The following is an 11,893-nucleotide window of genomic DNA, read 5'->3' as shown; positions in this document are numbered from 1 at the left end:
TAGGTCGCCGACAGAGGTCGGAGCCCATCAGACTTGGCGTGACACCGCTCTATTCCGGCCGCAGATCACAGAGGCCGGTGTATTGCTGGAAAAATGACGTAAACCTTCCTAACCGGCTCAGTAATATTCCACTCGCCATTCGTGTTCGGATGAAAATATATCGAGTCGCCGGCTTCGAGAGAGATTGTCGGGCCGTCGTCGGGTGTAAACGTGCAACGCCCTGATATGAAAGTGGAGAATTCCGCTTCGGCGACCTGACGGCGCCATCTTCCAGGTGAACACTCCCAAACGCCGGCGCTGGTCGCGTCCGTCGAGGACTTGAAGGCGACCTTGCTGCGCATGATGGAGATCGGCTCACCGATCGGGCGAGAAACCGGGCTGATACTGTCGAGTTCGTCTGTAGTCAGGTGGACAGAAGCCTTGAGGACAAGCGGAGTCATGATCTGTTCCTGTTATTTTGTGCAATATCAGTTTCGCCTCGAAGGCACGTAGCCGACGGGAGCAAGGTTTGCGATCGCAAGCGTAAGGGGGTCGGGTCTCCTGGCCCGATCTTCCAAACCTTCCTTACGACGCAAGGCTTCGCGCACAACGATTGAGCCGGCATAACGAAAAGGCTCAATCGGGAATCTCTCGACATTCTCGCGCACCAGTCCGCAGTTGGACCACTGGTTCGCTTCGTCAAGAGCAAGTGACGCCAGTATCTTTCCTCCAAGAACGGTTGGCGCGACACCCTGACCGGAAAAGCCGATGCCGAACACTATGCCCGGGTGATTGTCTAAGCGGCCGAAGAACGGGAGACCATTTACAGATCTGTCGATTGGACCGGTCCATGATGATTCGATCTCCATGTCACCGAGCGCCGGGTAAAGCTTGCGGAAGCTCTCTTCAACTTCGGCGGCTCTGGGTGAGGCCCCGTCGTAGTGATCATCGACCCGCCCGGCGAATGCGAAATGCCCAAGCGATTTGCCGAAGACGATACGGCCATCCGGTGTATTCCGGTAGTAATTCAGGAACATCCGGGAATCACAGATCGCGACGCCTTTTTGAAAGCCGATCTCGTTTAGCTTTTCTGGTCTGGCCGTCGTTGCGATCATGTCGCTAGACACGATGGCGACCTTGCGTCGCAGATAGGTGAACTGGGCTCCCCAGGCGTTCATGGCCAGAACGACGGCCTTGCTCGTGACCGAACCTTTAGGCGTTATCACCTTTGGCGTTCTGGTCCGCTCTAGACGGATCATAGGCGAGTGCTCGTAGATCGCCACACCCAGCTTTTGGGCGTGATCTCGCAAACCGAGCGCAAGAATGGCCGGCTGAACCGTGGCAGCGTTCGGTTCGAACACCCCAGCCAGGTTGCGGTCAGTCCCCCCCAAGCGGGCAACATCTGCACCGTCGAGAGCCTGAAAGGGCCGAACATTGTGCTTATCCAACTCGTCGATGAGGATATTCCAGCAGCCGATTTGCGGCGGCGAAGTCGCGGTCCATAGCCACCCATCCGCTCGAAACTCCGCGTCGATGCCATTCTCCCGGCAAAAGGCGCCGATTTCCAGCACCGCCTCCGCCGACGCTTTGGCTATCCTGGCCGCTTCTTCAGTACCGCATAGCTTGTGCAACGAGAGATATTTGGCCCAGTAGCTCGTGACGAATCCGCCGTTGCGGCCGCTTGCGCCCGACCCGCACACATTTCTCTCAACGATGGCGACGTTGAGCGAGGGCGAGCTTTCCTTGATTCGGATTGCTGTCCATAAGCCCAAATAACCACCGCCCACGATCGTCACATCGGCCGTGACGTGCATCGACAATGATTGCACCCGGGGCTTTCCGAGACGATCGAACGCTTGTTTCAGCCAGAAATTATCCATTCCACGCCTGCAGCTTTCATCTTTGCGCCAATACTACTGCAAGCTCTCGGCCGGTTTTCTCCGATCCTGCGACATTCAATGCCGAAATCCAGCACCTCTTTCTAGAACGACAAAGATTTCGATCACAAGGCGGGCGAACGACAGCGAGACTCGCAATTTGGTTAGTGAACGATCGTACAACCAAAATGTCGCGGCCTGTTTATGTTGGCTGTGTTGGGGCGGCTGTTTCTGAGCGCTTCGGGCGCGATATGCAGAGCCTTAGCAACCCGGCAGCTATGTGTTTGCGCACGTGCCGAAAGCGATGCCGTAGGTGACGATGGCGGTCGCTATTGGAGCGGATCGCTTGGAGCCGCAAAACCGTGCACGAGGCGCGTTGGCTTAGTAGACAGCAATATAGATAGCAGCAAGGCGAACGGCAGCCAGGAAGCTCGGCCATGCCCCTTCGAGGGTGGGCTTGCCCAAGCTTATTAGAAGCGCGCTCGTGTCGCGCGTGTCCGGCCAAAATCGGCTTCGGCGTTCGCTTTCTGCCGACCTCACGCATAATTGCAGTCTACGAGACGCCCACGTTAGCGAAAACCTGCTTAGGGAATGCGATAATAGTTGCAGGAAAGACGAAGCCCTTCATTTCTGCTGGAAAATCACGCAATGACATCGCAGATCCCGCGCTCGCTCGGAGTCCTGCTTCTCGAACGAGGGCTGCCGCCCGGGGCCCCGCCCCCACCGGCGGTGTCTGGCTCAATGCGGGATTCGGCCATGCTTAACTTTCCCATCATCTCGGAAATCGTCCCAGGAGCTTGGGTGGAGAACGTCGTCCGCGGCGATCCAACGCTGGAGCCGGCCTACGTCGCAGCCGCTCGCCGCTTGGTCGAGCGTGGAGCCGTTGCAATCAGCTCGGATTGTGGCTTCTCTATCCGGCATCAGGAGGCGGTGGCCGCCTCGGTAAATGTGCCCGTCGCGATGTCCAGCCTGCTCCTGTTGCCGACCTTGCTTCGTCAGCTGCCGAAATCTGCCAAGATTGCCGTCGCGACCTACGACTCCACCCATTGCAGTGAGGATCTGCTCGGAGTGAACGACGAGACTGAGCGAGCCCGAATTGTGATCGGCGGCATTGAAGGCGGCAAGTACTGGCATGACGGCCTCAAGCGCCCATTGCCACCGGCCGACGTGGCTGCTGTTGAGGCGGATGTCACCGCCTGCGTTGCGCGCCTGCGCGCGGCCCATCAAGGGATCGCGGCTATACTGTTCGAATGCACAGCCTTCCCGCTGGTCGCGCCGGCAATCCGACGCACGACCAACTTGCCCGTCTACGATATCACGACCCTCTGCCGGTTGACGGTAGCGTCTGTCGCCTGAGGGCACGATCATATTTGCGGAAAGGCTTCAGGCAGATCTAGGCATCAGGTGTCGGGCCGAATTGCAACCTCGCCCTTCGTCTTCAAGGGCCGAATCATCGCCGACGTTTCCTCGCGTTCGTAACGGGGCAGATCGTTGCTGTGGCGTCCCGCATCATGGGCGCCCATCACCTTGAGCCCACCTCAGCAAAGTCCCGGTACGGCCGCTGGGTCAATATGTCGTTTCATAACCTATATGGACGTATTGACTATGCAGCGACGTTACTCCGATCTTATTGAATTGGCGTAACACCGTCAGTCCATTGAGCACCCTGCCGATTTAACTTCTCACAATTTTGTTGATCCGTTCGATCCGAGCGCTGCGCGTTTCGTCGAGCTTTTCCCAATCAATCGTCTTTTTCAGCTTGTTGCGCTCGGCTGAGTTGAACAGAAGATCATTGCTAAGATCTTCCGGCAACTTGACGTCGGTGGTTACTCCATACCGAAGCGCGTCAGGTAGTCCGAGCATGCCTTGGTCCGAGAGCAACTGCTCGGCGAACGCATGTGCCGCTTCCGGATACTTCATCCCCTTGATGATATTGAAGTAGCTTGTCGTCGCGTAAACGCCCTTGGGCGGGACCACGGTCACGATTGGAACGCCCTTGGTGCGCAACTCGTGGGCGCGGCCATCCCAAAAGATCCCCGCATACGCCTCTTCGCCTTGGAACATCTGCACCTCGGCTACGTTCGACTGCGCGAGCGCGACGATGTTGGGCTTCGCAGCCGCAAGTATCTTGAATGCAGGCTCCAAGTCCGAGATCGAGCCACCATTTTCTTCCGCTATGCCCAGTATATAAAGACTGCTGGCGATTGTGTCTGCCGTTGGAATGACGGCACGACCGGCCAGATCGGGCCGGGCGATGTCTGAGTACGACGTGAGTGGCTGCTTGATGTATTTTGAGTTGTAGACCGGAACGACAGAGGCGACGCTATACGGCACACCATATTCGCCAAATTCGCGGAATCCAGGAAGGATCCGCTTGATGTTTGCGACCTCCGTCACCTTGATTTCTTCGATGATGTTGGCCTTAAGTAGCTCGATCATATAGGAGCTGTCGGCCTGAAACAGATCGTACGGTGGATTGTTCTTGTTCGCGATCAGTTTGACGAGATCCGACGCCGTCATCCCGGCGTTGAATTGAACCTTTAGGCCGTACTTCTCCTCCAACGGTGCGACTACGCTCTTCTTGAGGGCGTCATCGTAAAGACCGCCGTATCCGTTCACACGCAGCGTAATACCAGCGAACTTCCTGGATTGAGCGTGCACGTAGGGTGAGGCCAGAGCACTGGCCGCTGCCGCTGTCGCGACTTTCAAGAAAGTCCGCCTCTTCATTCCGGTCTCCTTTCGTTTATCCCCTCAGCGAACAATGACGATTTCGTGCCTCTCGCTCCCGACGAAATCACGCCACGCGTTAGAACTCAGTCGATCGCAGAAAGCGTACGATGGCAGCAGCTATTTCTCGCCGCCATCCCTGGCTCAGTGCTTCGCAAACAGCTTTCGTTCAAAGTTCGTCAGGGTCTCGCAGCCGTTCTTTGTCACTAGAACAGTTTCGCTGAGCCCATAGTTTGGATCGCCTTTGTTTGTACCGTCTCCGGTCCACATTCCGCATAGGAGGTGGAAGCACATGCCTTCCCGGAGTTCATCTTCCTTTCCTGGCTCTAAACTAGCCGTATATTCGCGCCAAGTCGGCGTATAATTCAGACCAAGAGTGTACCCAATTCGGGAGTGCTTCTTAAAGCCACTCGGTGACAAAACGGCTTGCCATGCAGCCCAAACATCGTGACACGTCACTCCGGGCTTCATCGCCGCCATCGCAGCCGCATGTCCTTCCTGCACGGTGTTGGCCAGGCGGACCAGACGGTCGCTCGGTTTGCCGAGGCTAATGGTACGGGCGAGCGTGGCATTGTACCTGAGGTAGCACCCTGACAATTCCAAGACTGTAATGCTGCCGTCTGGAATGACGTCCGTTGTCCATGGAGCATGGCTTATACCCGCATGCGTTCCGGTCTGAATGAACGGAATCATACACGGGTAACTAGCGCCGAAGTCAGCGTCACCTTCGATCTGCGCTTGGACAATCCGCGCGGCATAATCGTTTTCGCGAATTCCTGGCCGAAGCGAATCGATCGCAACCCGCATGACTTTGTCGACAACCTTGCCAGCCCTGCGCATGAACTCGATCTCGCTGGGAGTCTTGATCGTTCTCAGCCAATTGATCAGAACACCGACGTCTACCAATTCGGCCTCGGGAATACCCTTCTGAAGAGTGAAGAATCCGCGCAGACTGAAAAAGAACGTATCGCCCTCGTACCCGATCCGCCCGGTGTTCCAGCCGCGACGATTGATCTCGCCCGCGACCGCTTCCATCGCGTGTTTCGGACTATTGTCCGCATAGGACTCGGCATAGCCGACAATATTGTCAGCTGAGAGCCAACTTGTGTTGTGCGCAGCTGCAACATCGAGACTGCGGCCGATCCAGACGGGCTCCAGCTCACTGCTCGGCACGAGCAGAGCTTGGGTATTTTGATAACTCCAAGCGTCGTATCCAGAGAGGTAGTTGAGGTTCGCTGGATTCACCACCACCAGCAGAGAGAGACCCTTGTCATTCATTTGCCGACGCAAGCGTGTCAGCCGCTGTTCATACTCCACCTTGGGAAACGCGGATGCCATTCTTTCAATTCCTTTCTGCTTGTTCGCACCGGGTCATTCTCTCGATGCGAAAAGAATGCACTAGCCGAGCTGAGACGCTCTCTATGAATCGGATCAGCGGGACGATTCCTGGCGTGCATGGGCGCTCGAGCATCACGATCACGAACCCGCCCGCTGATCGCGGCTCCCGAACAGGTCGGCAGTGAGGTACCTCGTCGCGCGCCTCGATCGCCATCACAGCCGTCGCATGCAGGTCCCGAAGCGAGATGGAGGCAGAGCCAGGCTCAACGGCGCCATAGCCACCGCGATGGTCATGAGCCCATGAGTTACAAGAAAGAAGCGACCTCGCACGACAGATGCCGACCGCACCCTGTCCGCGCAACGATGCGAGCTGGACAGTAAGTATTTTGCAGCGCCGACCGACCATGGATTATGCTCTCAATCAGGAGATCGAATGCGTATCGACGTAACATCGCGCCCTGCCCAGGCTTTGGCAGCATGCTGCAGGAAGCCTCCCGCTCGAGACGGAGGATTCCAGCTGAGAGCAAGGGTGTTGCGGCATCATATCTGGAACCATAGCTGAGATTGATGCCGCTTTCTCCGCTTTTGACGACCCTAGCGCCTAAAATAGGCGCCAGATGGAAACACTCTGGAGATTTATGCCAAGATGAAGGTAGTCATTGACGTTCGAGAAATGAGGCGGATGCCGGCGGGTCATTCAGGGCACCTCGACCTCGAAGCTCAAGGACAGAAGCCAGATCTAAGGCGCTGACCGCTTTGGCTCTCATGGATGTCGCTTATCTCATTTCTGGCTCGCGTCGATCGGCGCGCGCCCGCGCTGGGACATCCATGATCGCCCGATGAGCTCCCTGGAGCCGTGCGCACCGAGCTCGGCGACCGCGGCTCTTTGAACAAACGTCGCCGCGCACTTATATCGACTACTCCGGGCCGGAGCCGTCGCTCGCAACACGGGGGCCACGGGGCCGACGCAAAGGCAATCGAGTATGACCAGCCAACAACTGCTATACGTTTCCGCGCGCGCATCCACGCGCGGAAGAACATCCTTGACAGCTCCAAAACGCAGCGTCCCTGCGAACATGTCATCCGGATAGGTGTATTTGCTACATCATCAAAGCTATGATTGTTGGCTAGTTTTGATTTGGTTGACTCAGATCGGAAGCGCCGCCCATGAATGTGAATACTATCCAGAGCGAGCGTCCTGAATTATCCAGAGTCTTTGAGCATATCGATGCGAACCGAGATCAGTTCGTCAACCGCTTGCTTGACTATCTGAGACACCCTAGCATTAGCGCGCAGAAGATCGGCATGGGTGAGGTCGCCGAACTCCTTGTGAGCATGCTGAACCGGTTGGGGCTCCAATCACAGATGATCCTAACGTCAGGCTACCCGGTGGTGATGGGACGTTGGGAACGCGCACCTGGAGCGCCGACGATCCTGCTGTATGGTCATTATGACGTCCAGCCGCCGGACCCGTTGGACGCCTGGATTAGTCCACCATTCGAACCAACGGTCCGCGATGGGCGCGTGTACGCGCGCGGCGCCGGTGACAACAAGGGCCAACATTTCGCTCAGCTCCTAGCCCTGGAGTCCCATCTGGCGGTCCATGGCCGCTTACCATGCAACGTCCTGATTGTGCTGGAAGGAGAAGAGGAGACCGGAAGTCCCCACATCGCGCACTTCGTGCGCACGCACCGCGACCTACTTAGGACTGACTTAGTCGTAACAGCCGACGGCCCGCTGCACGAGTCGGGTCGGCCGATCATTACATACGGGGTCCGTGGCATAGCCGCATTCGAACTACGCGCTCGCGCTGCGAACTGCGATGTTCATTCAGGCAATTTTGGTGGGATCGTCCCAAACCCTATCTGGACGCTGGTGCAGTTGCTGGCGACAATGAAGAATGCAGATGGGGAGATTACGATCAAGGGGTTTCATGACGATGTCATGGCACCAACAGAGATTGAGCGCGCCGCTGCAGCGCAGTTGCCTCAAGATACTGAAGAGATCAAGCGGGACCTCGCACTTGCGGGGCTCGACTATCCAGCAGACAGGCCGCTTGCAGACAGACTCATGTTCTATCCAACCATGACGATCAACGGACTCCACGGAGGCTATGGCGGACCTGGATCGAAGACGATTGTACCACACGAGGCGTTCGTTAAATGCGATGCCCGTCTGGTCGAGCGACAAGATCCAGATGACATCCTACGCAAGATAAAGGCTCATGTAAGAAGACATGCTCCGGACGTCGAGTTCGTCCGCGTCGAGTCGACGCCGCCATCGAGAACGCCGCTTGATGCGCCGTTTTCGAATGTTGTTCAGTCAGCCGTGCGAATTGCGCATGGCATAGAGCCCCTCATCTATCCCTCTCTCGGAGCGACCCTGCCGGACTACGTATTCACGAAGATCCTGGGTGTACCATCATTCGTCGTGCCCTATGCCAATGCCGATGAAGCCAATCACGCACCGAACGAGAACATCAAAATTGACTGCTTTCTGAAAGGAATACGTACTGGAGCGGCTCTCTTGGATGCGGTGGGCGGAGTTGTCCATTCAAGCTGAAAAGCCCCGTCGCACACGGAACGAGTCTAAACCCGATCACGCCACTACTAAGTTCCAACCGCGGGATCTTCTTGAACTAAAGAGTCGAGCTGGCGTACTCAACGGATGGCATCCCGCCTGTTTTGCAGGAGATGGCGAAGAAGCAATACTGAACGTGTGGCGGGAGCCGCTTCTCTAAGTTATCAATGCTGTCGAGGAAATAACCGAGGAACGGTCAGCGGGCCACGTCGGAAACTTCGCGGTTTGATTGCCTCTCGAGCTCACCGCGATCCGCCGAGACAAATTGGATACGCGATGAGTTGCTCAATTGAACGGCGAGGCGCACGTAAGATGATAAACTGGATCGCCTACTGCAACCGTCGGCGACCACAGCGATAGCTAACCCTTTAGGCTGAGCCGTCCACCTCGCGTTGGACGGCTAGCCCCCGATCAGCTCCGCGGATCTCTCCACTGCCCCACCGATACCCCGGCGTGGAACACTCCGAGGGCTTGACTGCCGCCGCTCTGCATTGGCGACCTCGCCACGGAGATCGAGGGCATTGATGCAAATCCGGCCCACGCGTTGCTGCGACAACGCGCGCTACTTTGACTGGATGACACGAATATCGGCGGCAGAGATCACGATGGCGAGAACATCTCCCACCTTCGGTTGCCGTCCGAACGCAAAGCGATCCTCCATTGTCAATTGCTCCCCATTGACTTCCAGCAGGAGTCGCGTCGCGCCGCCATAATAGTGTGACTGCAACACGAGGGCCGTCAGTGCCGTCCCTCTCGCTCCGTCGCTGGAAAGCTTGATTTGCTCCGGCCGGATGACTGCCGTGCCCGCGCCGGGACTCCAGTGACCTTTCAAGCGAAGCCCTCCGCCTGACGTGAAGACGCCGTCCGCGTCCACAATTCCGTTCAGCAATGAGCACCAGCCGATGAACTTTGCGACGAACGACGTCGACGGCGCTTCATAAATTTCGCCCGGTGTACCCACCTGTTCGATCTGACCGGCATTCATGACGACAATGCGGTCCGACATGGTCAGCGCCTCTTCCTGGTCGTGTGTAACGAACAGGGTCGTGACGTCAACGCCGCGAATGACCTCGCGAAGCTCTTCGCGCATGCGAACTCGAAGCTGAGCGTCCAGATTTGAGAACGGCTCGTCGAGAAGGAGTACGGCCGGCCGCATAGCCAATGCGCGCGCGAGTGCAATACGTTGCTGCTGACCTCCGGAAAGCTGGCTCGGCAGTCGCTGCGCTAGATGTGGCAGCTCGACCAATTTGAGCATTTCGCTGACGCGCTTTTCACGGTCAGCGCGGGCCCATTTCAAGTTTTCCAGACCGAATGCGATATTCTCGGCTACGGTCATATGCGGAAAGAGAGCGTAGCTCTGGAACACCATTCCAGTATCGCGCCGATAGGGCGGCTGACGCGTCATGTCGACGCCGTTGATGCTCACGGTGCCCGAGGTCGGCTCTACAAATCCGGCAACCATCCGTAGTGTCGTTGTCTTGCCGCAGCCTGATGGACCCAGCAGGCAAACCAGTTCGCCACGACGCGCACTCAAGGACGCGTTCGCGACAGCAACCGTATCACCATAGTGCTTGGAAACAGAGCGTAGCTCGACAACAACATCACCGGCTTCCTGCACCGTGGTTTGCTCCTCTTTCGATAAAGCCAGCATCCTCTCCTACTCCTACGTTAGTCGTTCCGCGCCAATTAAGCGCTCGATCGTCAAAATGACGGCCAATGTCACCAAGATCATAATGCTCGATATCGCCGCAACCATCGGATCATAGCTGGTGTCGATATATGTGAAGATCTGTACGGGCAGGGTTACATTGCCGCCGTAGGTGAGAAACGCTGAAACGGTCGCGTTTCCGAACGATGTCACAAAGGCAAAAATCGAAGCGGACAGCAAGCCGGGCAGAATGAGTGGCAACGTAATACGCCGGATGACTTGCAATGGCCTGGCCCGGAGATTCATCGCCGCATGTTCGAGCTGTTGGTCGTGCAGCGCGAGGCTCGCAAGGATCGTACGAACGACGTACGGAATGGCGAGAACAAGATGCCCAAAGAGCAACGGATAGATCGTCTGGGTAAGCCGCAACCACGAGAAGAGCTGCAACAAGCCTATCCCCAGTACGACGGCTGGAACGATCAATGGCGAAAAGGCCAAGCCCTGCAGGAGTGATTTCCCTCGGAAGGAAAAGCGGTTGATCGCGAAAGCCGCGGCGAAGCCAATCGCAAGGGCCATGATGGCAACGAGAACGGCGATGTATGTGCTCGTCCAAAGCGCCGTCATAAACGGCTCATTTTCCCATACCTTTTGATACCAGCGCAGCGAAAACCCTTTCGGCGGGAATTGCATTGTCTCACCGCTGGTGAACGATGACACAACCACCAGAATCGCCGGTAAGGCAAGCATCGTGTAGACGATAACCCGAATGACTGCGCCGGATACGACCATCACATAGTCGATGGGATCAGATCGCATAGCCGCGTCCTTTCATGATCAAACGTGATGCAGCCAACGCGTTGAATGCCGCCGTGAAGCCAAGTCCGCTAACGAAGAGGATAAAGGCCATGGCTGCGCCCGACGGCCAGTTCAGTTCCGCCATAATGCGCTCGTAGATAAGACTTCCAAGCATGCTCACCCGACTTCCGCCAATGAGGCGGGGCGTGACGAATGCTGAAATCGACAACACGAAGACAAGATTGAAGCCAACGAGAATGCCGGGAAGCGCGAGCGGAATGATAACCTTTCGGAACGTAACGAAACGATTGGCGCGGAGATTGGCAGCTGCCTGTTCGAGCACCGGATTTATCTGCGTCACGACGCTCATGACGGACAGAATCATGAGGGGAAGAAACTGCTGCACTAAAACGATGATCACGGCAGCTCGAGAAAACAGGAATATTTTCGGCGAAGAAAGAATACCGATGTTCACGAGCAGTGCATTGAGGAGCCCGTTACGGCCAAGAACGATCAGCCACCCGAATACGACAACCACAAGGCTCAGCGTCAGCGGCATGATAATGATGATTGTTCGCCAGCGCCGCGCCAGAGGTGGCTGGCGGGCAAGCGAATATCCGACCGGAAAGCCAAGTGCCAGGCAGATGAGGCTGACAAAAAGTCCATCCACAAATGTTTCCAATAGCACTGACGAGTAATAGGAGTCCGAAAAGAACCGTACGTAGTGCGTCAAGCTGAAGCCGCCACCATCGAGAAGATGACTAGTCGGCAGAAAACTTGATCGCAACAATCCCAGCACCGGGACCACCAGGAAGCCGATGAGAAGCAAGACCATTGGGGCCAGCAAAAGGGCTGCGGTTGTGATGCGCCTATTAAGGAGAGGTTCCTTCACACGATGGACCTTTCATAGTTGATATGACGCCGGTGGGCGAAGCAGTGGGGGCACGCA

General features: G+C 56.7%; 9 protein-coding genes. 2 read left to right on the top strand and 7 right to left on the bottom strand.

What is annotated here, in order from left to right; all coding sequences use genetic code 11:
* Positions 1-65: 65 nt before the first annotated feature.
* Positions 66-440, bottom strand: coding sequence for a cupin domain-containing protein (locus P6U28_RS39135; protein ID WP_407121228.1), 375 nt, complete (start codon positions 438-440; stop codon positions 66-68).
* Between the two features lie 27 nt (positions 441-467).
* Positions 468-1,859, bottom strand: coding sequence for an FAD-dependent oxidoreductase (locus P6U28_RS39130; RefSeq protein WP_407121226.1), 1,392 nt, complete (start codon positions 1,857-1,859; stop codon positions 468-470).
* A gap of 798 nt (positions 1,860-2,657) precedes the next feature.
* On the opposite strand from P6U28_RS39130, the gene P6U28_RS39125 reads away from it, so the two are divergent.
* On the top strand, positions 2,658-3,212 hold the full coding sequence (locus tag P6U28_RS39125; protein WP_407121224.1) for a hypothetical protein: 555 nt from the start codon (positions 2,658-2,660) through the stop codon (positions 3,210-3,212).
* Between the two features lie 318 nt (positions 3,213-3,530).
* Here the strand turns inward: P6U28_RS39125 and P6U28_RS39120 are convergent, their stop codons facing one another.
* Both P6U28_RS39120 and P6U28_RS39115 read right to left on the bottom strand, forming a co-directional pair.
* Positions 3,531-4,583 (bottom strand): extracellular solute-binding protein, encoded by a 1,053-nt coding sequence (locus tag P6U28_RS39120; protein WP_407121223.1) that lies wholly within the window; start codon positions 4,581-4,583, stop codon positions 3,531-3,533.
* 144 nt (positions 4,584-4,727) lie between these two features.
* Positions 4,728-5,921, bottom strand: coding sequence for a M24 family metallopeptidase (locus tag P6U28_RS39115; RefSeq protein ID WP_407121221.1), 1,194 nt, complete (start codon positions 5,919-5,921; stop codon positions 4,728-4,730).
* Positions 5,922-7,088: 1,167 nt separating this feature from the next.
* Between P6U28_RS39115 and P6U28_RS39110 the strand changes: the two genes are divergently transcribed.
* Entirely contained in the window at positions 7,089-8,483 is a 1,395-nt protein-coding gene (locus P6U28_RS39110) for a M20/M25/M40 family metallo-hydrolase (RefSeq protein WP_407121219.1), read from the top strand.
* A 580-nt stretch (positions 8,484-9,063) separates the two neighbouring features.
* On the opposite strand, the gene P6U28_RS39105 is transcribed toward P6U28_RS39110, so the two are convergent.
* From P6U28_RS39105 to P6U28_RS39095, 3 genes are read right to left on the bottom strand one after another with little or no spacing between them, the layout of a single operon-like run.
* Positions 9,064-10,152, bottom strand: coding sequence for an ABC transporter ATP-binding protein (locus P6U28_RS39105; RefSeq protein WP_407121217.1), 1,089 nt, complete (start codon positions 10,150-10,152; stop codon positions 9,064-9,066).
* Between the two features lie 12 nt (positions 10,153-10,164).
* Positions 10,165-10,965, bottom strand: a complete 801-nt coding sequence (locus P6U28_RS39100; protein WP_407121215.1) for an ABC transporter permease — start codon at positions 10,963-10,965, stop codon at positions 10,165-10,167.
* A complete protein-coding gene (locus P6U28_RS39095) occupies positions 10,955-11,779 on the bottom strand; it encodes an ABC transporter permease (protein WP_407121213.1) in 825 nt (274 codons plus the stop codon). The genes P6U28_RS39100 and P6U28_RS39095 overlap by 11 nt, the downstream gene beginning before the upstream one ends.
* Positions 11,780-11,893 lie beyond the last annotated feature (114 nt).

It is taken from the genome of Bradyrhizobium sp. STM 3561 (assembly GCF_045571455.1).
GTDB lineage: Bacteria > Pseudomonadota > Alphaproteobacteria > Rhizobiales > Xanthobacteraceae > Bradyrhizobium > Bradyrhizobium vignae.
Note: the sequence above shows the minus strand (reverse complement) of the source record. Positions and strands in the feature narration are given on the sequence as shown.

Bases quoted from the DNA above. Each gene is read 5' to 3' on its own strand.
- P6U28_RS39135 (WP_407121228.1), bottom strand. From the start codon at position 440: ATGACTCCGCTTGTCCTCAAGGCTTCTGTCCACCTGACTACAGACGAA.
- P6U28_RS39130 (WP_407121226.1), bottom strand. From the start codon at position 1,859: ATGGATAATTTCTGGCTGAAACAAGCGTTCGATCGTCTCGGAAAGCCC.
- P6U28_RS39120 (WP_407121223.1), bottom strand. From the start codon at position 4,583: ATGAAGAGGCGGACTTTCTTGAAAGTCGCGACAGCGGCAGCGGCCAGT.
- P6U28_RS39115 (WP_407121221.1), bottom strand. From the start codon at position 5,921: ATGGCATCCGCGTTTCCCAAGGTGGAGTATGAACAGCGGCTGACACGC.
- P6U28_RS39110 (WP_407121219.1), top strand. From the start codon at position 7,089: ATGAATGTGAATACTATCCAGAGCGAGCGTCCTGAATTATCCAGAGTC.
- P6U28_RS39105 (WP_407121217.1), bottom strand. From the start codon at position 10,152: ATGCTGGCTTTATCGAAAGAGGAGCAAACCACGGTGCAGGAAGCCGGT.
- P6U28_RS39100 (WP_407121215.1), bottom strand. From the start codon at position 10,965: ATGCGATCTGATCCCATCGACTATGTGATGGTCGTATCCGGCGCAGTC.
- P6U28_RS39095 (WP_407121213.1), bottom strand. From the start codon at position 11,779: ATGGTCTTGCTTCTCATCGGCTTCCTGGTGGTCCCGGTGCTGGGATTG.